Raw genomic sequence first — 24,300 nt, forward strand, 5'->3', positions numbered from 1 at the left:
ATACCGCTTTATTGCGCTTCTGCAAAATAACAATAGTTCTATATTTTGTGCAATCAGGTAAACTAGACAGCATTTGCACAATATGTTGCGGTTTATTTTCAAAATTCTTCGCGCAATTGAGTTATTTTATTTGGGCCTGCGACCCTTTCATCTTATGTTATTGATGGAAGATCGACATGTTCTCCCTTGTCAATTTTAGATCACTCTTGTGAGGACCACTCCTTGATCATCACACGTTATTTAGTCAAACAAGTTGTCACAACCTCATCTGTTGTGGTGGCACTGCTTACCCTAGTGATGATGGGAGGGCGTTTAATTAAATATTTTGGTGTGGCAGCGCAGGGACGTCTGGATGTCAGTGTACTGTTTAGCATCATTGGGTTTCGCTTACCCGAATTTTTAACCCTGATTGTGCCACTGGGCTTTTTTGTGGGATTGATGCTGGTGTTCGGGCGTTTATATGTCGACCATGAAATGGCTGTCCTTAACAGTAGTGGTATTAGTCGTGGTCAGCTTGGGCGTAAATTATTGCCGCTGGCTGTGGTGATTCTGGTGATACAGATGTTGTTGATGATGGTGATTTCACCTTGGGGGAATCGCCAGTTCGATCAATTGACCATGACTCAGGCAGTACGCAGCGGCTTTGATCTGGTTCGTCCCAAAGAGTTTATTTCCAGTGGGCCTTATACCATTTATGCTGGAGATTTATCGGAAGACCGACGCAGTTTAAAAGATATTTTCTTTTATCAAAAAGCTAAAGAAGCAGGCAAGCCCGATGTGATTATTCTTGCTAAAGAGGCACAACGTGTCGTATCTGATACCGAACATGCCAGTGTGGTCGATTTACATCAGGGGCGACGTTATAGTTTTATTCCCGGGCAGGCAAAATATCTACAAGCCGAGTTTGAAACTTATCGTTTACGACTCGAAGCTGAAGATGATCAGGAAATCGAAGCACAACGTTTAGAATCCATGACCATGTCACAGCTTTGGGACAAACGTCAGGGCAATCCGGTGATTATGAGTGAGCTTGGCTGGCGCGTGTTTGGTGCTTTTGTCATTATTCTGGCATTAATGCTGGCTGTGCCCTTATCTGAGGTGAGTCCGAGGCAGGGGCGTTATTATCGCTTATTTCCAGCCATTATGATTTTTGCCAGTTTAATCGTCGCCATGATGGCAATCAAAACTAGAATGACCAAGGGCGAACTGGGAATCTGGGCATATCCTGCGGTACTGCTTATTTATGCGGGCGTGGCATGGTTTTTTGCGCGTAAACAGGAACTGGCCCCCAAGATTAAACAACGTCTGGCAAGAGGGAAAGGTTCAGTATGAGTTCTAATCGAATTTTATCCCGCCATGTGGTGAAAAATACCGGCCTTGCCATGCTTGGTGCAGTCGGTATCTTGTTATTACTGCAAATGTTGTTCGGTTACCTGGCCGAGCTGGGTGATTTAAATGAACACTATAATGCATGGAATGCATTACAATATGTATTCTGGGATGCACCAAGCAAGCTACTGGAGCTGTTGCCTATCGCGGCCCTGATTGGTGCTGTGATTGGTCTGGGTAGTATGGCTTCCAATAGTGAACTGGTGGTGATGCGTTCGGTGGGGGTGAGTTTGTGGCGTATTGTCGGCTGGACCTTAAGACCGGCCTTACTGCTCATCATATTATCTTTTGCACTCAGTCAATGGGTGATTCCTTATACCAATGAACATGCCAAACTGACGAAAAAAGAAAATTATGCCGCCTCACTGGGTACAGTAAGGGGCTATTGGACTCGGGAAGACCAACGTTTTATTTATATTGATTATGCTAATGCACAAGGTCATCTGAATAATATTCAGGTCATGGATTTTGATCAGAATTTTCGGTTAGTGTCGACCATTAATGCCGAGCAGGGACAGTTTGATCAAGGTCAGCTTTGGCGGTTAAAAAATGTCAAGCAGGTGGATATTTTTCCTCAGGGTAATGCACAACAGTCGATTCGTAGCGAAGAACCGTTGCCTTTGGCATTGCAACCGAAATATGTGCATATGGTGACCGTTGATCCGGAAGATCTGGCACCTAGTAACTTATTAAGTCTGATGAGCTATATGCATGAATATAGTCAGGTGCCGAAAAAATATGAATTGGCCTTCTGGAAAAAAGTTGCTTCTCCGCTGAGTTTGATTGCTTTGGTGGTGGTGGCATGTTCGTTTATTTTTGGACCTTTGCGGCAACAATCGATGGGGTTTCGTCTGGTGATTGCATTATTCACCGGACTTGGATTTTACTACATACAGGATTTTCTGGGCTATGCCAGTCTGGTCTATAGCCCTTCTGCGGCGTGGTTTGTATTTGTACCGATTGTATTTTTACTGGGTGTGGGGGCGTATTTGCTGCACCGGGTACGCTAGCGTGTTGAGAATTATTTAATGACTTTATCCCGTAAAATTGGGTAAAATTGCATAACTTTTAAACCGATGATGGACGATTAAGAATGACCGATGTAGCGATGCATAAAATTCCACATGTTTTGGTGATTATGGATGGTGTTGGACATCGTGAGGATGTAAAAGATAATGCTTTCCTTGCGGCAAAAACCCCAAACCTGACAGCAATGCAAAGCAATCATCCGCATAGCTTAATCTCCGGTTCCGGTGAAGATGTTGGTTTACCTGATGGTCAAATGGGCAACTCTGAAGTTGGTCATATGAATCTGGGTGCTGGTCGGGTGCTGTATCAGGATTTTACCCGTATTACCAAAGATATTCGTGATGGCGTATTCTTTGAACACGAAGTGTTGGTCGATGCGGTTGAAAAAGCCAAAAGTGCAAGTGGCGCAGTCCATATTATTGGCTTGCTGTCACATGGTGGTGTGCATTCGCATGAAGATCATATTGCAGCCATGTGTGAACTGGCATTAAAACGTGGCGCCAAAGTCTATTTGCATGCATTCCTTGATGGTCGTGATACGCCACCAAAAAGTGCAGAACCGACCTTAAAACGGTTTGATGTCCTATTTGCACAATATCCAGGACAAGGGCGTATTGCTACCTTAATCGGGCGTTATTTTGCCATGGATCGTGACAATCGCTGGGATCGTGTGGAACAGGCTTATCGCTTATTGACTGAAGGTGAAGCGGCGCGTGTGGTAGACAGTGCGCTAGAAGGTCTGCAACAGGCTTATGCTGCAGAAGAAACCGATGAATTTTTTAAAGCCACACGTATTGGAGACATTGCCAAAGTTCAAGATGGCGATAGCGTGGTGTTTATGAACTTCCGTGCCGATCGTGCGCGTGAATTGACCCGTGCCTTTGTCGAAAAAGACTTTAACGGTTTTGAACGTAAAGTCGTACCGCAGCTCTCCAAATTTGTCATGCTAACGCGTTATCAGGCCACTATTGATGCACCTGTTGCCTATATGCCGCAACGCTTGGTGAATTCTCTGGGAGAATATCTGTCAAATCTGGGTAAAACCCAATTACGTATTGCCGAAACAGAAAAATACGCCCATGTCACCTTCTTCTTTAGTGGTGGGCGAGAAGATGAATATCCGGGTGAAACTCGTATTTTGATTCCTTCCCCGAATGTTGCGACTTATGATCTAAAACCGGAAATGAGTGCTTATGAAGTAACAGATAAACTGGTGGAGGCGATTAATTCCGGTAAATATGACTTATTGGTTGTCAATTATGCCAATGGTGATATGGTTGGGCATACAGGCGTGTTTGATGCCGCAGTAAAAGCCGTAGAAGCCGTGGATACCTGTCTTGGACGGGTGTATGAGGCGGTGATGGCAAATCATGGACATATGCTTGTGACAGCAGATCATGGTAATGTTGAACAGATGCAGGATTATGACAGTGGTCAGGTACATACCCAGCATACGACCGAGCTGGTACCTTTTATTTATGTAGGGCCAACTACGGCGACTATTCTGGAAGGTGGTGTTTTGGCAGATGTTGCACCAACATTATTAAATTTGATGAATATTCCTGTACCTGCGGAGATGCAGGGGCGTAATTTGATTCAATTGCCAAATTAATCATAAGGAACAACCATAGGAAAAATTATGTCGAACAAGCTGTATCTTAGTGGTGGTTTACTGGTTCTAAGCGTCAGCTTGTGTTTTGGCATCGTATATGCAGCTCCGACCGTCATGCAAAAAAGGGCGGCAACAGAAACAAAATCGACAGACATTGAACAAATAGAAACCGGGCAAACAGGATTAGGGCAAAACACTGGGCAGCCCGCACCCCAATATATAACATCTGCAATCTCTGAAGAAGATGAATTAAGCTTGAGTGAAGAAGAACAAACGGCTCAGGAGAACACGGATCAGGTCGAAGATGTGCCGATTGAGCAAATTCGAAACTTTATCGAAACATTCCAGATCATTAAAGACAACTATGTTGATTCACTCAGTAATACTGAACTTTTTGAAAATGCCATGCATGGTCTAGCAGAACGTCTGGATCCGTATTCTCGCTATTTGGATGCCGAGCATTATAAGCAATTATTGGATTTTACCGAAGGACAGATTGCTGAGCCGCAATTGAGCTTGCAGTTCAATGCAGACCAGCAAAACTGGCAATTAAACAAAATTGTTCGAAATTCTGATAATTATCGTCAGGGCTTAAGAGATGGTCAGATTGTTGAACGCATTAACGGGGTCAATATCCAGCCTTTGGATGAACGCAGTGTGCAAAGCATGTTGACCGGCACTTTGGGGAGTACCTTGAGTATCCGGGTGAAAGCAGATGACAAAGTACAAACAGTTGATGTGGTACGTGATCAGCAATTAAATTATGATGTCGAACCATTTTTGACAGATGATCGTATTCTGGTAATCCGCATTAAGGCATTTCAACAGGATACCACGGCACAGGTTCAAGATATTATCAAGGTATATCAGCAACGTACCACGATTCGTGGTCTATTGGTTGATATTCGGGACAATCCGGGCGGTTTGCTCTCTGCTGCGGTCGATCTGGCAGATTTATTTCTAGAACAGGGTTTGATTGTCACCACCAAAGGCCGTATTGATCCACCACAAAAATTTCAGGCACTCCCTAGCCAGAATCCGATTAATTATCCCATTGCTATTTTACAAAACCGTTTCTCTGCTTCGGCTGCTGAGGTATTTTCTGCCGCATTAAAAGAACAAAATCGCGCGCTAATACTGGGGGAAACCAGTTATGGAAAAGGTGCCATTCAGAAATTATTCCCGTTAAAACAGGGTGCATTGCAGTTAACGGTAGCGCTTTATTATACCCCGCAAGGGCATTTGATTGAGGGTAAGGGCATTGAGCCAAACGAAACCCTCAATATCAGTCGATCTTTGACGGATCAGCAGATTTTGAATCAGGCAGTAATTTCTTTTGAGCGCAGCTTGGTGAATCGTAGCAGTAATCCTTAAGGGCTTTATTCTTCGTCACTGTCGAGTTCAAACTTTTTTAGACGATAGCGTAGTGAACGAAAACTCATGCCCAGTTTTTTGGCTGCCAGTGTCCTGTTCCAATGGGTTGAATCTAACGCCTGAATTAATAAGCGTTTTTCGATATTGGCAAGATATTCTTCTAGTCCTTCTTTGGGTAAAGCTGTTTTATCCGATTGGGCTAAAATATCGAGAGTATTGGACTGTGACGGTGGAATATCTTGTTCAGCCTCAGGCTGAGCTGCTTGCTGGGAGGAACACGGTGCAGGATTTTGACAGCGTAAACCTTGAATATGCTCGACTTGAATGATATTTGCCTCGCATAAGGTTACGGCACGTTCCATCACATTACGTAATTCACGCACATTCCCTTCATAATAACCTTGCAATAAATATTCTTTGGCTTTGCTTGAGAGCTGAAAGGCATCCAATTGCCAATCTTGACAAATTTGTTGCAGAAAATGTTCGGCCAAGAGAATGATATCCTCGCCACGCTCACGTAATGGTGGAATTTTCACCTCAATCACATGAATACGAAAGAATAGATCCTGACGGAATTTGCCTTCCTGTACCATTTGTTCAATATCTTTATGGGTTGCACTGAGGATACGAGTATCGACACTCATTTCCTGATCACTGCCAACAGGACGAATTTTCTTTTCCTGTATTGCCCGTAACAGTTTCACTTGCATGGCTAAAGGTAAATCGGCAATTTCATCAAGAAATAATGTTCCACCATTGGCTGCTTGAAACAAGCCGATTTTGTCCTGTTGTGCTCCGGTAAAGCTGCCTTTTTTATGGCCAAAAAATTCGCTTTCCATCAATTCCTGTGGGATCGCACCGCAGTTTACTGGAATAAAAGGCCCTTCATTCCGGTTACTCAGTTGATGAATCAAACGGGCCACGACTTCTTTGCCTGTGCCTGATTCACCAGAGATATACACTGGCGCTTGCGAGCGAGAAAGCTTATGGAGGGTGCGTTTTAGATTTTGAATTACAGCAGAATTTCCCAGTAACATCTGATTTTCAATTTGTAGATCCAGATCGCTAATGGGATTAATGCTGCTTTTTAAGGCATGTTCAAGTAAATTTTTTAATTGTAATTGTTGAATAGGCTTACTGACAAAATCAAAAGCCCCGGCTTTTAATGCGGAAATTGCCACATCCATATTGCCATAAGCACTAATCACCGCGACTGGCAACTGACTATACTGTTGATTAATGTATTGCACCAACTCAATACCATTGCCATCAGGTAAGTTAAGATCAGTCAGGCAGAGTTGAAACTGATGTTGTTTTAATTGTTGCTTGGCAGTTTGTACATTTTCAGCGGTAACACAATCGACCCCCAAACGGCTTAAAGTCATTTGCATCAACAAGCGCAAATCTTCTTCATCATCTACAATTAAGGCGAGTGGTCGGCCATTGGGCTGATTCGTCTGTGTCATAAATTACAGTCCATAAAACACTAATTGTTGTTACTGGCTAGGCATTCTATACGAAAACATGCCCCTTGTGTTTGAGCAACATACTTCAAACGTGCATGATTTGCTTCACAAAATGTTTTGGATAAATATAAACCTAGACCCGTTCCATCCGTGGCAGTACTGTGAAAAGGTTCAAACAGATTATGTTGTTGCTGTTCGGGAACACCACTGCCTTGATCAATAATATTGATAAATACATCATCGCCCGCATGATGTGCCTGAATTTGTATTTTACTCTCGGGCTGTCGTTCATGACCATGCCGAATGGCATTGCGAATAAGATTAATCAGTACCAGACGTAATTGATGAGGATCGAAATATACACACAACTGTTCTGCAATGTCGAGTTGTAAAAATTGCTGAATATCGGATAAATCTTCCTGAATAAAACTTTGCAACCACGCTGATAATGTAATGTCTTCCGGCAAGGTATGATTCTGCCGGGACATATTGAGGGTATCTTCAATGATGCGATTGATACGTAAGCATTGCTTTTGAATCATATCGGTCAGTAATTTTTGCTGTTTGATCTGATCCTCTGCAATCAAATCATTGGCCTGAGAAATGGCCGCCAGTGGGTTACGAATCTCATGAGCGATGCTGGCAGAAAGTTGTCCTAAGGACGCTAGTTTAAGCTGTTGCACATGTTGATTAATGCGTTGCAGACTCTCAAATATCAGCAGGGTAAACTGTTGTTGCTGTGTGGCAATTGGACGATATTGTACCGAAATGCCTGCGGCATTGGGTTCGGAGAAATAATGAAAAATACCCCGAATATTATGCTGAGATTGCTGTTCAAGTTGTTGATATAGGTTTTTTTGAATGTCGTTTAAATTTTTATGTTGTTGTAGAGATTGAATGGTTAGACCCAGTAACAGACGTGCAGCTTCATTTAAGGTAATAATGTCAGCATTGTCATCAATGACCATAAAACCGGTATCCAATTGCTCGATGATACTTTGGTTAATATTTTGAAGTTGGATAATTTCCTTGCGTTGATCAACGGCCAGTGTTTCTACAAAGCGTAAGCGTTTGACCGCAATTTGCCCTAGCGCATAGGTGCTGATAAAAACCATTGCCACCAATGCTGAACTGCCGATAAAAGAAATTTGGGTGCCATCAAAAATACTAAAAAAGAATTGCTGATATACCACTGCAATCACACTTAATAAGGTGAGTGTCAATGCTTTACGTGGTGTAACTAACATCGTCGCTGTCAAGACCACCACCATGTACAATAACACAATGGCAATATTGGGGCCGGAACTTAAAAATAGAATCAATGTAATATGAACGACATCGATAATCAGATAGACGAAAATTTGTTCTTGTCGCTTTTTTTGATAAAACTTAAATGTAAAAAAATTGATAATACATAAGGACAGGTAAATACTGCTGATGGCGATATATAGTAAAGGATTTCGTGCGCCAATAATGAGATTGTCCATGGTTAGCAATAAGATGCCGAACAGACCAATGGAAAGCAATAAACGATAACTGGTATAGGACGAACCTAAACGATAGAGTGTATCTAATCGAGCGTATTGTCTGAATGCCATATTGTACGTTTAATTAAAATTAAGGTTTAATTAAACCATAACGTATTGCAAGATGGGTGAGTTTTACATCGCTATCGACGTTTAACTTTTCAAATATTCGGTAGCGGTAAGTATTTACTGTTTTGACACTGACGAATAATTTATCCGCAATTTCCTGCGCACTAATACAATTCACTACCATCAATGCTACCTGCATTTCACGTTCCGATAAGGCATTGAATGGAGATTGCTGGGTGTCAGAAAGATAAGAGCTTGCCAATTGTTCTGCGATATCTGCACTAAAATATTTGCCACCTTGCATGACTTTTTTGATTGCTCGTACCATTTCGGTCAATGGCGCACCCTTGGTAATATAACCTTTAGCACCAGCTTTTAATAATAACGAGGGATACGGTTCTTCGGCCAGACCACTGACAGCCAGTACATGGGTGTTGGGAACACTTTGCAATAAGCGGCGTGTGGTCTCTACGCCACCGATACCCGGCATATTCACATCAAGGAGAACGACATTGGGTTCTAGCTGTCTGGCCAGTTGTATGGCCTCTTCTCCAGACTCAGCCTGACCAATCACTTCAATTTCATCATGGTCTTCCAGCATGCGACAAATGCCTGTGCGAACCAACTCATGATCGTCAACAACTAAGACAGAGATCACACTTTTCTCCCATTCAAACTATTTTTTTGTTACATTAAGCAAAATTCGCTTGCAATTTCACCACAAATCTAGCAATCCTTATACAGTAATCTCAAACCCAATACATTTCTGCCGATGTTTTAATGCAATTTGCATCAATCAAAACATCTTCGCAGCTCGTGATGACGCAGGAAGCAGAGATATGATGAAAAGCAGTGAGAGTGTAATGCATAAAGACAAACAGCAGTCCAAAAAAATTGTGAGCGGTATTAGCTTGCTTGTGGTCAGTGCCTTGGCATGTAGTATGAGCTTTGCCGATGTCGTTGTTCAACAAAAGACTTCGTCAACTGGTGCGTGGTCGGATGCACAGGTTGGTCAGTTTTTATCGGATGATCAACCCAGCGCACAATTGACAACAGAGATCAAGCGGACAGAAACACAGCAGTTAAATACCACCATTAACAATAACACGCTTACCAGCAAATATCCAACTACGGCGACCAGTGGTTATAGCAGTGCTTATTTACAGCCAAATGTGAATGCACGAGCGGCAATTGTGATGGATGCCCAGACCGGTGAAGTGCTTTTTGGTAAAAATGCCAATACTGCTTTGCCCATTGCTTCTATTACCAAAGTCATGACAGCTGTGGTTACTGCGGATGCACGTCTGGATATGTCTGAACGAGTTACCTTACAACCGATTGACTTTGCCGGCGCAGGGGGCAAAAATTCCAGCTCAACCTTGCGTTCAGGCGATGTGATGAATCGTGCAGAATTGTTACTGGCAGCATTGATGAAGTCTGAAAATCCAGCCGCAGCAGCATTGGCTCGTACATATCCCGGTGGTCGTTCCGCTTTTATCGCAGCGATGAATAGCAAAGCCCGTCAACTGGGTATGAATTCTACTCGTTATGTTGAGTCTACTGGTCTGGATCCGAACAATATTGCTTCGGCACGAGATCTGGCAATTTTAGTGAGTGCAGCATCACAATATGGTTTGATTCGTCAATTCTCAACGACACCAAATTATGATTTCAACCTAGGTTATCGCGTGCTGAAATCAAACAATACCAATGCACTGGTACGTAATGGTGGCTGGAACATTAACCTGTCTAAAACAGGCTATATTAATGAAGCAGGCCGTTGTGTGGTGATGGAAACCACAGTCAACCAGCGTCCGGCAGTGATTGTATTATTGGGTGCGAGTACCACGCAAGCACGTAATAATGATGCTACCAGTTTATTAACTTGGTTAAGTAGCGGAATTAAATCACTTTAATTGATAATCTGTACTGTTCAATTCTCAAGGCGAATAGAACAGATATGATATTAAAAAAGTCTTAAATGATGAGTGAATTTGCAATGAATTCATTTTATTGTAGATTTTTGGGTCTGTTGACATTTCATCCGTGATTTATTGATGAAATGTCAGCAGTCCCTTAATTTATTATAACAATGATTTTGATCGGCTGGCTTCTATAAACTGTTGTTCTAACGGGCTAAACTGATGTTGTTTTCTTGAAATAATATAGCCTTTCATACTGCGATATTGTTCAGGGATTTCAATATATTGCTTTACCTCATACTTGGTTGTTAAGCTACGCGCAATTAAAGCGATACCCAGACCAAGCTGCGACAATGCGATGAGATCTTCCAATTCGGAAATATAGATTTTTTCAGGTAAGGGCAGGGTGAATTGTTGATAAAGATTATCTAAAATTGTCATATAACAACAATCTTTCGACAAACACAAAATTTTATGAGATGCCAGATTCTTAGCCAAATCGTGTTGTAAATTTTGTCCGATCAAAACCAGCTCTTCCTCTCCATGTGCTAAGTAATTAAGATTTTTATTATTTTTCTCACCATAAATATATGCAAAATCTAGCACCCCGTCGATAACTTCTTGTTCTAATGTTTTGGTATTTCCAGTTTTAAAGGTAAATGACAGATCATCATATTGTTGATGAATTTCTTGAACCAGATAAGCAAACTGATTGCCGCGCATGGTTAAATTAATACCAAAACGTAATACATTATTTTGATTGATGATTGCTCGTTCTGTTTCATCCCAAATCACCAGCAATTTTTTATAATGTTGGTAAATGATTTTACCTTTAGGCGTGAGTTCGACACCTCTGGCTTTACGTAGAAATAAGGCATGTTTATAGTGATTTTCAATTTTTTTGATTTTTACTGTCATATTGGATTGCAGGTGTCCCAGATGTTGGGCTGCTGCCGAGATACTGCCCAAATCGGCAGTGACGATAAATGCCTGAATATCACTTAAATCAATATTAATCATGAATACGTACTGACAGACACAAATTTATATCCTATCAAAAAAATAGATGGCTGTATAAATTAATAACATTTTTTTTAATATTAAGAGAGCGATAAACTCGCAGATAAGATCAAACATGATGATATTGGAATGAACTTAAAAGTATTTGCTGCAATCGTTTTGCTTTGTCTAACCTGGGGATATTTGTGGGTGCCAATAAAAATCAGCCTGCACACCTTTCCACCATTTTTCTTTACATCTTTAAGGCTGTTATTGGGTGCGATTTGTTTGTTTATCTTACAGCTTGTATTGAGGAAAAATATTTTTCCAGAGAAAAGTGAATGGCTGAAAATCTTTTGGGTCAGCCTTTTAATTTGTATTGGTTATTATGGCTTGTCCACTTTTGGAATGCAGTATGTGGGTTCTGGCCTCTCTGCAATTTTAGTCTATACCATGCCGATTATAACCAGTGTATTGGCACACTTTATTTTGGCAGAAAAACTTAATCGACAAAAACTGCTGGGTTTAGGCTTTGGGACGTTGGGAATCATTGCTATTTTATGGCCACAATTGCGTCATTTGCAGTTTAATTTGGTTTTGCTTGGAGAATTATTGATTATTCTCGCTGCTTTTTTCTGGGCATGTGCAACTGTATATACAAAAAAGGAATTTGCCAGTTATGACAAGTTAAAATTAACCATGTGGCAATTATTGATGGGCGGTTTGATATTATTGGGATTATCTTTTTTCACAGAAGCTCTTTTTTCTATTCAATGGAATACGTCCATGACAATAATTTATGTCATGTATAGTTCGGTACTTGGAACAGCGCTGGCATTTTTTATGTGGAACTGGATTGTAAGTCAGATAGATGCATCTATTGCTTCGATTTCCATTATGAGTGTGCCACTGTTGGGAATATTCTTTGGTCATATCCAATTACAGGAACCGTTGAGTTTAAATATTTTGATGGGTGCGATATTGATTTGTCTGGGAATTTTAAGTTGTTCGATTAAAAGTAAAAATGTTATGAAAATGAATTAAATCATGCATATAAAGAATCCGGGCCTAAACCCGGATTTCTTATGTGTAAAATTACATGTTTGGATATGAGGAGTGTACTCCGCAAGGATTATCCTACATGTTTGGATATGAGAGACACTGTCTCGCAAGACTATCTAAACATTACATGTTTGGATAGTTAGGACCACCACCACCTTCAGGCGTTACCCAAGTGATGTTTTGTGATGGGTCCTTAATGTCACAGGTTTTACAATGCACACAGTTGGCTGCATTGATCTGGAAGCGTTTGGAACCGTCATCATTTTCCATCACTTCATAGACACCCGCAGGGCAATAACGCTGTGCAGGCTCATCCCATTTCGGTAGATTGACCTCGATTGGAATATCTGGATTGGTCAGTTTTAAATGTGCAGGCTGATTTTCTTCATGCACGGTATTGGAAACAAATACTGAAGATAAGCGGTCAAAAGTGAGCTTGCCATCCGGTTTTGGATAGTTTGGCTTAAAGTGTTCGGCATCTACTGTTTTAATGACAGCAAAGTCTTGTTTCAGGTCATGAAGGGTAAATGGCACTTTAAAGATATTTTGATCAATAAAGTTAAATGCGCCACCAACCCACTGGCCAAACTTATGCATTGCAGCGCCAAAGTTACGTGCGTTATAAAGCTCTTCTTTTAGCCATGAGTTGTTGTATTTCTCGGTATATGTAGTGACTTCTTTGATAAAATAATCATCACCTTCGGTCACACGTGCCACCATTAAATCGCCACCTTTTTCGGTACCGGCCTGAATGGCTTCAAATACTGCTTCGGCACAGAGCATACCTGATTTCATGGCAGTATGAGATCCCTTGATTTTGGAGAAGTTCAGGAAACCTGCATCATCACCAATCAGACAGCCACCCGGAAAGGTCAGTTTTGGTAGCGCATTAAAGCCACCTTTGACTACGGCACGCGCGCCATAGGAAATACGTTTGCCACCTTCAAGGTATTGCTTGATCAATGGATGGGTTTTCCAGCGCTGCATTTCCATGAATGGATACATATGCGGATTTTCATAAGACAAATCCACGATCAGGCCGAGTGTGACCTGATTGTTTTCGGCATGGTATAACCACCAACCACCCGATGAACCTGTTTCAGATAATGGCCAGCCGGCACCATGCATTACCAGGCCGGGTTTGTGCTTGGCTGGGTCAATTTCCCACAACTCCTTAATTCCGATACCATAATGTTGCGGATCGACATCTTGATCCAGATTGTATTTGGCAATCAGGCGTTTACCCAGATGACCGCGGCAACCTTCAGCAAATAGGGTATATTTGGCATGTAATTCATAGCCGGGGGTAAAGTGTGCTGTGGGCTGACCATCTTTACCAATGCCCATATCACCTGTCTGGATGCCTTTTACGGTGCTTCCATCTTCATGATAAAGAATTTCGGCAGCAGCAAAACCCGGGAAAATAGAGACTTCAAGTTCTTCGGCTTTTTGTCCTAACCAGCGTACGACATTACCCAGTGAAATGACATAATTGCCTTCGTTATGCATGGATTTTGGCACCATCCAGTAGGGCATTTTCTGGGATTTTTCATCTGAAAGCAGGAAGTAGGTTTCATCTTGGGTCACTTCAACCGTAACTGGCGCACCTTCTTCTTTCCAGTTTGGAAATAATTCATTGAGTGCACGTGGTTCAAGCACTGCGCCGGAAAGGATATGTGCACCCACTTCAGAGCCTTTTTCCACGACACATACGGAAAGATCTGGTAAATTATTTTCAATCGCTAACTGACGCAAACGAATCGCAGCCGATAGACCAGATGGTCCTGCGCCTACGATCACAACGTCAAACTCCATCGCTTCACGTTCAATGTGTTCCATGTAGGACTCCTCAAATCATTGCCGGTGGCAACCGTAATCTTTAATTCGGTGCTGCCATGAGTATTAGATAGACACAAAGCCAACATCGTGTCACATTTGTTTTGGGATAGTATAGATTCAAAGGGCGATTAAGCCAATTGGCTGAGGCGTTTAATTTTGTCGTCAATCAGGCATAAAGCTTGATTTAGTAAGGATTTACCTTAAAAATGTGACGCTGCGGTCAGGGGAAGATTATGGTATCTGATGCAAATTTGCAAAGTTTGAGTGGTTATTTAACGCAATTAGAAAAGGAACACGCAATCCCACCTTTAGAGAAATGGAATCCAGAATATTGTGGCGAAATGGATTTGGTCATTAAGGCAAATGGTGAATGGTGGCATGAAGGCAGTCCGATTCGCAGACAAAATATGATTGATTTGTTTTCCAGAGTATTGTGGAAAGAAGAAGGACATTATTATTTAAAAACGCCTGTCGAGAAAATCAAGATACAGGTTGAAGATGTACCTTTACTGGTGACACAAGTAGATCAAATCGAAATCGATGGTCAGACTTATCTGCAATTTACCACGCAAACACAGGACGTGATTGTGGCAGATCAGCAGCATCCCGTATTTATACGGCGTTATGTGGATGAGGCTGGAGCAGGTGAGGAACGTCCTTATATCAAGGTACGGTTTGGTCTGGAAGCATTGATTCAACGGCAGGTATTTTATCATCTGGTAAATTATGGTGAGCTTTTTGATGAGCCACATGGCACCTGTCTAAAGTTACATAGTGGAACAACGCAATTTACTTTATATATGGAATAAAAAAATTATCGGTGTATGATTTCCCTAGCCTAAAATAGCGTCGATTATTTGTTTTATGCAAGCGATACAGCCCTTAAAATCCAGTGTACCTTCAATGTCACAGCCAAAATCCGATGCTCCGATTGGAATCTTTGATTCGGGCATTGGCGGACTGTCGGTTGCTTTGGAGGTGCTAAAATATCTACCGAACGAGCATATTGTCTATTATGCCGATACGGCAAATGTACCTTATGGCAGCAGAAGTGATCGCAATATCCGTGAATTAACTGCGCAGGCGATTGAATGGTTGTATCGACAGGGTTGCAAGATCGCAATCGTGGCATGTAATACCGCATCTGCCTTTAGTCTGGATTATTTGCGTGAACATTATGGGGAACAGTTTCCCATCATTGGGCTGGTGCCTGCGGTCAAGCCTGCGGTGATTCAGTCTCAAACCAAAACGATTGCTGTACTGGCAACGCCTGCCACTTTTCGCGGTAAGCTGATTCAGGATGTCATTCAGCATTTTGCAGTCCCTTGCGGGGTAAAAGTGATTCCGGTGACCTGTCCGGAGTTGGTGCCGCTGATTGAGCAGGGCCGTGCCTTAAGTGCAGAATGTCTGTTGGCATTGCAACAGCATTTGCAGCCAGTGGTTGATTTGAGTGCAGACTATCTGGTGTTAGGTTGTACCCATTATCCTTTCTTAAAGTCGGCGATTCAGCAGCTTTATGGTGAACGCTTGATCATGGTGGATTCAGGGCCGGCTGTTGCAAGACAATGTGGGCGGATTCTGGCAAAGTTCAATTTACTTTCTGATCATGCTGCACCTGATCAGACCAGATTAATGTGTGTTTTTAGTGCCAATAATAGTCAGACGATGCAGCCAGTGGTGCACAATCTGGTTGGTACACCTGAGGCATGGCAATTTGTAGATCTCAAAAACTTTATCCAAATGTCAACGGATTAACATTTTTTGCGGACAGAAATAAAAAGTTGTATATAATTGCATCTGATAAAGTGATTGTTTTTATACCTAGTTTTAATACATAGTTTTATTCAGGTAGGGGTAATGATGAATTGTAACAGTCAAGTGCCAGTCATCTCAGTAATGGAATAACGAGTGTTTTAAGGTTGCTTGCTTTGGTATTACTGTCTCACCGTACATGAAGATTACCTAGCCATCATACTATCTCCATGATGATCGATCATATTATAGACTGCAATAAAAATGTTTTCATCAATACAATGAGAGTTGCGCTATTAGGGGTGATGAATGTAAGTTTGACGTTCATTTTTTGTTTTAGGTTCGTAGTAAGATTTTAAGCAAAGGTTTTTTGATGACTGAAAAACGCTATCACGTTTATATTTCAACTGCATTTTATGGTGATGTGAAAGCAGAACGCTTAAAAATGGAGTATGCATTATTAAACATGGGTGTATTTCCATGGGAATTTAATGAACGTCGTACCTCATTAAATACTGCGCAAGCGCGTAGACAAATTGATGATTGTGATTATGTGATCTTTTTGCTGGGTGGTAAATATGGTGATGTATCAGCCTCTGGCATCAGTTATATGCATCTGGATTTTTTATATGCGCTGAATAAACAGAAAACGATCATTAGTTTTATCGACATTGCACCAGAGCAACGAACCGATTTGGAACCGGAAACTAATCCGGAAAGCAGCAAGAAATTTATTAATTTTCGTGCCCAAATAAAAAAAGATAGTCAATATTGTATTGAATATAATGGATTATTAGATCTTGAGCGTGCTGTTCGCAATACTTTTATCAAAGCGATAAAAGAAACGCCAGCATTGGGTTGGGTCAGACCAAAAGATAACGATCTACTACAAAATGAAATCCAGCGCTTACGCCAGAAAATTACAAAGCTGGAACAGCACAATACCCAGACAAAATATGAAATGAGTACGTCTGTAGTGGAGCCAGCTGTAGGAAGTAGCGACGAGAAAATTTTGGTGAGTTATCGTACCCATGCCTATCAGGATGGCAATTTAAAAGATATACATGCACAAAAACAAATGACTTGGGTACAGTTACTAAACATTCTCGCATCGCATTTTAAACAGCCTGCACTGGAAAATAATTTCCTGCGTATCTTAAATCATTATTTAGAAAGTACTGCACTGGCCGATGCCCGTGAAATATTACCGCGTGCCCATGCCGTCGCTCGTACTCAGATTGATGCCCGTAGTTTGCAACAAATTAAGCTACAAATGAAATGGAATAACTGGATTGTACCGCAACATGATTCGGATTCGGGTAGTCGTATCTATTGGCAGTTGACGACGGAAGGACAGCGTTTCATCTCCCAGAAAAAAGCCTGAGTGATGTGTTTTGCGGCTTGAAACAGGCGTCTAGAAATTGTATTTTGCTTGTGGACAAAACCTGTTAAGGTAGTGATAAATATCTTTTAGAGATCGTGGTATGCCTAAACCTAGAGTTGCTATTATTATGGCAAATTTGGGAACGCCTGATGCACCGACAGCAGATGCAGTTCGTCGTTTTTTAAAGCAATTTTTATCTGATCAACGGGTGATTGAAATTCCTCGTCTGATTTGGCAAGTTATCCTGCATTTATTTGTTTTACCTTTTCGTCCAAAGCGTGTTGCCCATGCCTACGCGAGTATTTGGCAAGAGGATTCGCCTATGCGTTCGATTTTAATGAACAAGGTGAAGGTGGTACAACAACAGTTAAGTCAGGAATATCCGGATCTGGACATCGAAGTTATTCCAGCCATGACCTATGGCAATCCCGGTATTCAGCAAGTGCTTGATCGTCTGGCGGGACAGCCCGTCGATCAGATTATCCTGCTGCCGCTTTTTCCGCAATATTCTGCGACTTCGACTGCACCATTATATGATGCCTTAGCAAAATGGATTCCGAACCAACGCAATCTGCCGGGATTAAGTATTATTCGGGATTATTATGCCCATCCGGAATATATTGATGCACTGGCAAAAAGTGTACGCGATTATCAGCAGCAATATGGTGTGGCTGAAAAGTTATTGATGTCATTTCATGGTATCCCGCAACCGTATGCCGATAAAGGTGATCCCTATCCACAGCGATGTCGTCAGACAGCCGAACGTGTGGCGAAAGCATTAAATTTAAGCGATGAGCAGTGGGCGATAAGTTTTCAGTCCCGTTTTGGCAAACAGGAATGGGTGAAACCCTATACCAGTGAGCTATTGGCAGAATGGGCCAGACAAGGGGTGAAATCTGTACAGGTCATCAGTCCGGCATTTTCTGCTGATTGTCTGGAAACATTGGAAGAGTTGGCAATTGAGAATAAACAGATTTTTTTAAATGCGGGTGGACAGAACTATACTTATATCGCAGCATTAAATGAACAACCAGAACACATTTCGTTATTTATGAGTTTATTACGGGCCCAGTTAAATATGGTGTCATATCATTTTGCGCAATCCTGAGGAGATCCCATGTTACGTTGCCAGATTGTTCCTGTCACTGCATTCGCACAAAATTGCAGCATTGTTTGGGATGATGACAGTATGGACGCTGTATTGATTGATGCAGGTGGTGAACCGGAAAAACTGCAACAGGCTGTACGAGATTTAGGCGTAAATGTGAAGGCCTTATGGATTACCCATGGTCATCTGGATCATATCGGGGCTGTAGGTACCTTGGCCAAAGCCTATGCTGTGCCAGTGATTGGGCCACAAAAAGAAGACCAATTCTGGGTGGATAGCCTACAGGAAGTTTGTCGGAATTACGGTTTTCCAGTGCCTGAACCCGTTCATATTGATCAATGGTTAGAAGGCGGCGAAATTTTAAAGCTGGGGAATTATGAATTTGAAGTGCGTTATACGCCAGGCCATACCCCGGGACATGTGGTGTTTTACTGCAAGCAGATGAATATTCTCTGGACTGGTGATGTGTTATTTAAGGGATCAATTGGGCGCACTGATTTTCCACGTGGCGATTTTGATACCTTGATTGATTCGATTAAAACCCAGTTATTTACCTTGCCAGACGATACACAGTTTATTTCAGGTCATGGGGCAATCAGCAGTATCGGTCAGGAAAAACAATTCAATCCCTTTGTTTCTGGAAAAGCTGGCTAAATCAAGAATGCTGATTATGCGAGATAAAGCCAATTTTGATTGAAAATTTTGATATCAAAGTCCAGACTATTACATATCTCTTGCAGATTAAATTGATTTTTGTCTTCTGGTAATTGTATTAGGATAGGTAAGCGTGATACACCATTATCCCCAGTTGGAAATGCATAATGGCGTTCTTGTTGATTAATAGAAATGAATGATTCAAATTCTAGATAAACTGAAAGGTTTGGAAAAACCTTTGGAACTCTAATAATATCTAAATAAGCAGCATTTTTTATTTCATTCATTTTGGCTCTTAAACGTGCATCTTTTGTCAATAGGGTTTGCTTTTTATTGAAAAAACTTTTCAAAAAAGATTGTTCTCTATCTTCAATTAGCCTTTTATTTTCTTTTATTTCTAATAGTATCTCCCTATATTCTTTGAGGGCAGACTTACTGATTTGTTTTAATTGAAGGACGGGTTCAAGCATTTTCTGACTTTTTTGTTCCCATTCTTCAGATGACATCATGACAAAAATATTTTGACGACGTTTTTTTAATAAAATTAAATAAGCACTTAAGCGACTTTCTAAAAAATGAGCCTGCTTATTGAATATTATCCCAGGTTGAGATTGGAAATCATGGAAATAACTTAGGATATCACTCATAATTTTTTTAATACTGATATATAAATAATTATATTCATCCGAGTGATTAATCTGTTTTTTTAAAGCAAATGTCAAAGGCTCTAATATATGAATAACAAGTTTATGTTCAAAATCTAGCAGTTTTTGTTGAATGAGCTTATCTAATGTTAGATGTGTTGCATCCAGGGTTTCAAATAAAAATACTAAAAGTTGTTCACTATTATATAGTTCAACTTTTTCCACCAATTGGGTTATAGATAAATTTACATGTTTTTCAATACTAATAATTTTATTAATTTGTAGTTCGAACTGTTCTCGATGATATGAATTACTAATTAAATCTAGATTCAGAGCTACACCATGAAAATAAACTTTATCGGTATTTAAAAAGCTTTCTTCTTGCAAAAAGCGACGAATGGAAAAGAAATTATTATGTAACGTATTGGTTGGCGCAAGTGCAAAAATATACTTTGATGTCTTAATAATCTCCAGCTGACGTATATGTTGCTGCTGTCTTAAAAAATCTCGGAGTAAAGGATCTGTGTGTTGAGCGAGTTGTCTTGGTGGCATGGTTTTAAACCAGTAGCCTAATAATTTTTGTTTGAGAAAAACTTCTATAATAAATACCTTAATGGCATCTGTGGTCAAATTTCGAGTATTGGGTGTGAGTTCAATCTCTTTTTTTGCAAATATTATATCGGCACACGTATAAATAAAGTCTTTACGGATTGATTGTTTTATTTTTTGTAAACTTAAATCTTCTTGAATATCAATCTCATCAATCTGAATTAGCATACTTTCCAGATAATCTGCAATTTGAAAAGCATTATTATACTTTTTCAATTGTTCAAGAGAGTTGAGTATCCTCAGGGCAAAATTTTTTATATTGATGTCTTGCAGATGATCAATTGTTTTAAGAATAGAAATTTTGTTTTTATAAACAAAAGTATCGTCTTTTTTATTCCATTCAATACCTTTTGAGCGCAAGATCTGTTGATATATATTTTCTTTATCTTGTTGATTTATAGTGACGAAAATATCTTGGAGTGAAAGTTTCCAGTAAAGGTCTAAATGAGGATCAATTTGTGAAATTTGTTCTCTTAATTGATAAGGAATATAGTCGCTCATTTTTTACTCAATTTATGAATTTAATTGACAACGATTTAATATTTTTTAAACTGACATAAATTTACGCTTAATATTAGGTAAATTATTCTATCTTTTGGATAGAAGACTAAATTAGTCTTGGTCATACTCTGGAGTATCGTTGGACTTTGCGTCTTGTGTGGGAACACGATATTCTTCATTTGCCCAGGCACCGAGATCAATCATCTTACAACGTTCTGAACAAAATGGACGAAATGGATTGTCTGTCCACTGGCTTGGCTTGCCACAGCGAGGACAGGGGAAGATTTTAATAGCAGCTGTTACCATGGTCAAATCATTCTTTCTTTGATAAACACAGACAAATTGTAACGTAATTGTTAGACTTGTAGGTGAAATTCTTGTGTCTGCATGTATGTATGTCTTATCCAAATATTCGTCCGTTTCAATACCAATACTTAAAAGCGCCTCGTGATTTTCAGGCCATTGAAAATAGTTCAATTTGTCTGGAGATTGGTGCCGGTAAAGGTAAACATGCCTGTTTATTTGCTGTTGCAAATCCTGATCGACATTTGATTGCGATTGAACGCACCCGGGATAAATTTCAGGCCATGCAGAAGCTGCATCAATCACTGGCGCTGCACAATATATTACCAATCCATGCAGATGCTATTCCCTGGGTGGTGCATGCGCTTTATCCACAGCAAGTTGAACAATTATTGATACTTTATCCGAATCCGGAACCGCATAATCCAACACAGCGCTGGCTGAATATGCCTTTTTTTGAATATCTACTTTCCAGAGTAAAATCGGGTGCGACCATTACCTTGGCAAGTAATATCGAGGATTATATTCATGAGGCAGAGCAGCAGTTAAAGCAAGTCTGGCATTTGCCCTATCAAAAAGAAAAGATTGCTGCGGATTCGGCACGTACTCATTTTGAAGTGAAATATTTGCAACGCGGTGAATTATGCCAACAATTAATTATCACCAAACCTGAAGGATATCAGACCCGATTTGATCAGGTCTTGCCACGTTGCGGGCAGGATCAATGAAAGCAAGAGTGGTCATCATTGGCGCAGGTCCGGCAGGTCTGGCCTGTGCAGAAATTTTATCGGAATATGGTCTGTATGATATTGCTATATATGAACAGAAACCGTCCGCAGCACGCAAATTCTTGATGGCAGGAAAAACAGGTTTAAATATTAGCCATCATGAACCCTTTGAGGATTTTATCACGCGTTATGATCATGCCGATTGGTTATACCCGATCATTGAAAAATTTGATGCAAATGCGATTCAGATGTGGATGCAGGATTTGGGAATTTCTTCGTATGTGGGCAGTTCAGGACGTATCTTTCCCAATGAAATGAAAGCAGCACCTTTGTTGCGTGCATGGCTAAAACGCTTGCAACAGCGTGGTGTCAGCTTTTTCTACCGTCATCAGTGCCTTGCCATAGAACAGCAAAAACTGACTTTGCTTGATCTTAAACATGATCAAACGGTGCAAACTCATGCTGATGCAATCGTACTAGCGTGTGGTGCGGTATCCTGGCCGCAACTGGGCAGTGATGGCAAATGGCAAGGCTGGTTGCAATCTTCTTTAATTATGCCATTTCAGGCCAGTAATGTTGGGGTGCTGGTCGATTGGTCATCTTATATGGCTGATTATTTTGGACAGCCGTTAAAACGGATTCGCGCGTGGATAGATGGAGAAAATCCACAGTTCGGTGAAATGGTGATTAGTCATTATGGACTGGAAGGCGGGTTGGTTTATCGTTGTAATCGTGCCTTAAGAGCGCAGTTACAGCGGCAGGGTGAGGTGGCAGAATTATGTCTGGATTTATTACCAGATTTGAGCTTAGACCAGATTGTATATAAATTACAACAAGGCAAAAAACAGTCCTTAAATACTTTATGGCAAAAGATCGGTCTGGATAAAACCAAAATTGCCTTGATTCGTGATGTGGTGCCTAAACAGGACTGGACTGATCATAAAAAAATGGCACAGCATATTAAACAGCTGGTGATATCCGTGCGGGGCTTTCGCCCGATTGAAGAAGCGATTAGCTGTGCTGGTGGGATTAAGCTTGATGTGTTGGATGAAAATTTAATGATCATTGGTCGGCAAAGCATTTTTGCCTGTGGTGAGATGCTGGATTGGGATGCGCCAACTGGTGGTTATTTATTGAATGCATGTCTGGCAACGGGGCGGCGGGCAGGTGATGGTGTACATCGGTTTTTAACGCGTTGATCCTGAAATTTTGCTTTGTTGAAGTTTATTTAAAATTCATGTTTTTGTCGGAAATTTATGTTTAAGTGAAGAATAAATCATTCATATTCGACATGACACTACAGTCATAATACATATGAGATTATTTCTAAATCATTAGGACGATTAATCATGACAAAAGCACTGCAATTCTCTAAATTAATTTTTGGTGCCAATGTATTTGGCTGGACTGTTGATCAGGCAGAATCCTTTAATCTGCTGGATTATGCACTTGAGCACGGGATCAGCAGCATTGATACAGCGGATATGTATTCGGTCTGGGTACCCGGGCATCAGGGTGGAGAATCCGAACGTATTATTGGACAGTGGCTTAAACAAACCCCGTCGAATCGGGACAAAATCACCTTAATCACCAAAGTTGGCATGAAAATGTCGGATACGCAACAAGGTCTATCTAAAAAGTACATTAAACAGGCCATCGAAGATTCGTTAAAGCGTTTAAATACCGATTATGTCGATGTATATTTAAGTCATTGTGCGGATGAACATACCCCGATCGAAGAAACATTATCAGCTTATGCCGAGCTTTTACAGGAAGGCAAAGTTTTAAATATTGGTGCATCTAATTATTCAGGCGCACAACTTTTGCAGGCATTGCACACCAGTGCCGAAAAAGGATTGCCACAATATAGCGTATTTGAACCTGAATATAGTTTGGTCGATCGTGAGCAATATGAAACCGAATATCAGCCAGTCTGTGAAAGCCATGATTTAAAAGTTATTACCTATTTTAGTCTGGCATCGGGCTTCTTAACCGGTAAATATCGCACGCTGGCAGATGTGGAAAAATCTTCCCGTAAAGACATGGTGCTTAAATATTTTAATGAACGTGGCTTAAATATACTCACGACTTTGGATCAACTGGCTGCCAAGTATCACGCAGAAGTATCAGAAGTTGCTTTAGCCTGGACCATGGCCCACCCAAGCATTACTGCCCCTATTGCTTCGGCAACGTCTATCCAGCAATTGGCATCTTTGGTCAACGCTACGCAGTTGACTCTGGAAGATGAGGATATCGCTTTATTAACACAGGTTAGTCAGTACTAAATGATAGAACTTTGGGACTTGGCAATGATTGCCAAGTCTGCTTGA

The 24,300-nt window shown here is 40.9% G+C and carries 21 protein-coding genes; 14 read left to right on the forward strand and 7 right to left on the reverse strand.

The window, feature by feature from the left end; translation table 11 throughout:
• Positions 1–222 precede the first annotated feature (222 nt).
• From lptF to CRO21_RS13550, 4 genes are all read left to right on the forward strand, one after another.
• A complete protein-coding gene (gene lptF / locus CRO21_RS13535) occupies positions 223–1,332 on the forward strand; it encodes an LPS export ABC transporter permease LptF (RefSeq protein ID WP_097079852.1) in 1,110 nt (369 codons plus the stop codon).
• Positions 1,329–2,399 (forward strand): LPS export ABC transporter permease LptG, encoded by a 1,071-nt coding sequence (gene lptG / locus CRO21_RS13540; RefSeq protein WP_097079853.1) that lies wholly within the window; start codon positions 1,329–1,331, stop codon positions 2,397–2,399. The genes lptF and lptG overlap by 4 nt, the downstream gene beginning before the upstream one ends.
• 83 nt (positions 2,400–2,482) lie before the next feature.
• Positions 2,483–4,030: a 2,3-bisphosphoglycerate-independent phosphoglycerate mutase gene (gpmI, locus tag CRO21_RS13545; protein WP_097079854.1), complete on the forward strand. Its 1,548-nt coding sequence runs from the start codon at positions 2,483–2,485 to the stop codon at positions 4,028–4,030.
• A 27-nt stretch (positions 4,031–4,057) separates the two neighbouring features.
• The gene (locus CRO21_RS13550; protein ID WP_097079855.1) at positions 4,058–5,404 is read left to right on the forward strand and encodes a S41 family peptidase; all 1,347 of its coding nucleotides are present in this window, start codon (positions 4,058–4,060) and stop codon (positions 5,402–5,404) included.
• Between the two features lie 5 nt (positions 5,405–5,409).
• Here CRO21_RS13550 and CRO21_RS13555 read toward each other — a convergent pair whose 3' ends face one another.
• Genes CRO21_RS13555 through gacA form a run of 3 tightly spaced genes read right to left on the reverse strand, consistent with a single transcriptional unit; the run spans position 5,410 to position 9,123 of the window.
• A complete protein-coding gene (locus CRO21_RS13555) occupies positions 5,410–6,870 on the reverse strand; it encodes a sigma-54-dependent transcriptional regulator (RefSeq protein ID WP_097079856.1) in 1,461 nt (486 codons plus the stop codon).
• A gap of 20 nt (positions 6,871–6,890) precedes the next feature.
• Positions 6,891–8,468: a sensor histidine kinase gene (locus CRO21_RS13560; RefSeq protein ID WP_097079857.1), complete on the reverse strand. Its 1,578-nt coding sequence runs from the start codon at positions 8,466–8,468 to the stop codon at positions 6,891–6,893.
• A 19-nt stretch (positions 8,469–8,487) separates the two neighbouring features.
• A complete protein-coding gene (gacA, locus tag CRO21_RS13565; RefSeq protein ID WP_097079858.1) occupies positions 8,488–9,123 on the reverse strand; it encodes a response regulator transcription factor GacA in 636 nt (211 codons plus the stop codon).
• A gap of 181 nt (positions 9,124–9,304) precedes the next feature.
• Here gacA and CRO21_RS13570 point away from each other — a divergent pair, with 181 nt between their 5' ends.
• Positions 9,305–10,381, forward strand: a complete 1,077-nt coding sequence (locus tag CRO21_RS13570; protein ID WP_378234927.1) for a D-alanyl-D-alanine carboxypeptidase family protein — start codon at positions 9,305–9,307, stop codon at positions 10,379–10,381.
• Positions 10,382–10,549: 168 nt separating this feature from the next.
• On the opposite strand, the gene CRO21_RS13575 is transcribed toward CRO21_RS13570, so the two are convergent.
• The gene (locus CRO21_RS13575) at positions 10,550–11,407 is read right to left on the reverse strand and encodes a LysR family transcriptional regulator (RefSeq protein WP_097079859.1); all 858 of its coding nucleotides are present in this window, start codon (positions 11,405–11,407) and stop codon (positions 10,550–10,552) included.
• Between the two features lie 129 nt (positions 11,408–11,536).
• Here CRO21_RS13575 and CRO21_RS13580 point away from each other — a divergent pair, with 129 nt between their 5' ends.
• Complete coding sequence (locus CRO21_RS13580; protein ID WP_097079860.1) at positions 11,537–12,430, forward strand: DMT family transporter; 894 nt, start codon at positions 11,537–11,539, stop codon at positions 12,428–12,430.
• Positions 12,431–12,571: 141 nt separating this feature from the next.
• Here CRO21_RS13580 and CRO21_RS13585 read toward each other — a convergent pair whose 3' ends face one another.
• A complete protein-coding gene (locus CRO21_RS13585) occupies positions 12,572–14,287 on the reverse strand; it encodes an electron transfer flavoprotein-ubiquinone oxidoreductase (RefSeq protein WP_097079861.1) in 1,716 nt (571 codons plus the stop codon).
• Positions 14,288–14,520: 233 nt separating this feature from the next.
• Between CRO21_RS13585 and CRO21_RS13590 the strand changes: the two genes are divergently transcribed.
• The 5 genes from CRO21_RS13590 to CRO21_RS13610 all read left to right on the forward strand — a co-directional run bounded on the left by CRO21_RS13590 (position 14,521) and on the right by CRO21_RS13610 (position 19,185).
• Positions 14,521–15,096: a DUF1285 domain-containing protein gene (locus tag CRO21_RS13590; RefSeq protein WP_097079862.1), complete on the forward strand. Its 576-nt coding sequence runs from the start codon at positions 14,521–14,523 to the stop codon at positions 15,094–15,096.
• 55 nt (positions 15,097–15,151) lie between these two features.
• Positions 15,152–16,042, forward strand: a complete 891-nt coding sequence (murI, locus tag CRO21_RS13595) for a glutamate racemase (protein ID WP_097079863.1) — start codon at positions 15,152–15,154, stop codon at positions 16,040–16,042.
• 370 nt (positions 16,043–16,412) lie between these two features.
• The gene (locus CRO21_RS13600; RefSeq protein WP_097079864.1) at positions 16,413–17,423 is read left to right on the forward strand and encodes a DUF4062 domain-containing protein; all 1,011 of its coding nucleotides are present in this window, start codon (positions 16,413–16,415) and stop codon (positions 17,421–17,423) included.
• A gap of 100 nt (positions 17,424–17,523) precedes the next feature.
• Positions 17,524–18,531: a ferrochelatase gene (gene hemH / locus CRO21_RS13605; RefSeq protein WP_097079865.1), complete on the forward strand. Its 1,008-nt coding sequence runs from the start codon at positions 17,524–17,526 to the stop codon at positions 18,529–18,531.
• Positions 18,532–18,540: 9 nt separating this feature from the next.
• On the forward strand, positions 18,541–19,185 hold the full coding sequence (locus CRO21_RS13610) for an MBL fold metallo-hydrolase (protein ID WP_097079866.1): 645 nt from the start codon (positions 18,541–18,543) through the stop codon (positions 19,183–19,185).
• A gap of 14 nt (positions 19,186–19,199) precedes the next feature.
• On the opposite strand, the gene CRO21_RS13615 is transcribed toward CRO21_RS13610, so the two are convergent.
• Together CRO21_RS13615 and CRO21_RS13620 are read right to left on the reverse strand one after the other, a co-directional pair.
• Positions 19,200–20,939, reverse strand: a complete 1,740-nt coding sequence (locus CRO21_RS13615; protein WP_097079867.1) for a hypothetical protein — start codon at positions 20,937–20,939, stop codon at positions 19,200–19,202.
• 111 nt (positions 20,940–21,050) lie between these two features.
• Positions 21,051–21,245 carry a DNA gyrase inhibitor YacG gene (locus CRO21_RS13620; RefSeq protein ID WP_097079868.1) on the reverse strand — a complete coding sequence of 65 codons (195 nt, stop codon included), beginning with the start codon at positions 21,243–21,245 and terminating at the stop codon, positions 21,051–21,053.
• A gap of 89 nt (positions 21,246–21,334) precedes the next feature.
• On the opposite strand from CRO21_RS13620, the gene CRO21_RS13625 reads away from it, so the two are divergent.
• The 3 genes from CRO21_RS13625 to CRO21_RS13635 all read left to right on the forward strand — a co-directional run bounded on the left by CRO21_RS13625 (position 21,335) and on the right by CRO21_RS13635 (position 24,255).
• Positions 21,335–21,970, forward strand: a complete 636-nt coding sequence (locus tag CRO21_RS13625; protein ID WP_097079869.1) for a DUF938 domain-containing protein — start codon at positions 21,335–21,337, stop codon at positions 21,968–21,970.
• Positions 21,967–23,169 carry a TIGR03862 family flavoprotein gene (locus CRO21_RS13630; RefSeq protein WP_097079870.1) on the forward strand — a complete coding sequence of 401 codons (1,203 nt, stop codon included), beginning with the start codon at positions 21,967–21,969 and terminating at the stop codon, positions 23,167–23,169. Before CRO21_RS13625 ends, CRO21_RS13630 begins: the two co-directional genes overlap by 4 nt.
• A 150-nt stretch (positions 23,170–23,319) precedes the next feature.
• Complete coding sequence (locus CRO21_RS13635) at positions 23,320–24,255, forward strand: aldo/keto reductase (protein ID WP_097079871.1); 936 nt, start codon at positions 23,320–23,322, stop codon at positions 24,253–24,255.
• Positions 24,256–24,300 lie beyond the last annotated feature (45 nt).

The organism is Acinetobacter puyangensis (genome assembly GCF_900096995.1).
Taxonomy (GTDB): domain Bacteria; phylum Pseudomonadota; class Gammaproteobacteria; order Pseudomonadales; family Moraxellaceae; genus Acinetobacter; species Acinetobacter puyangensis.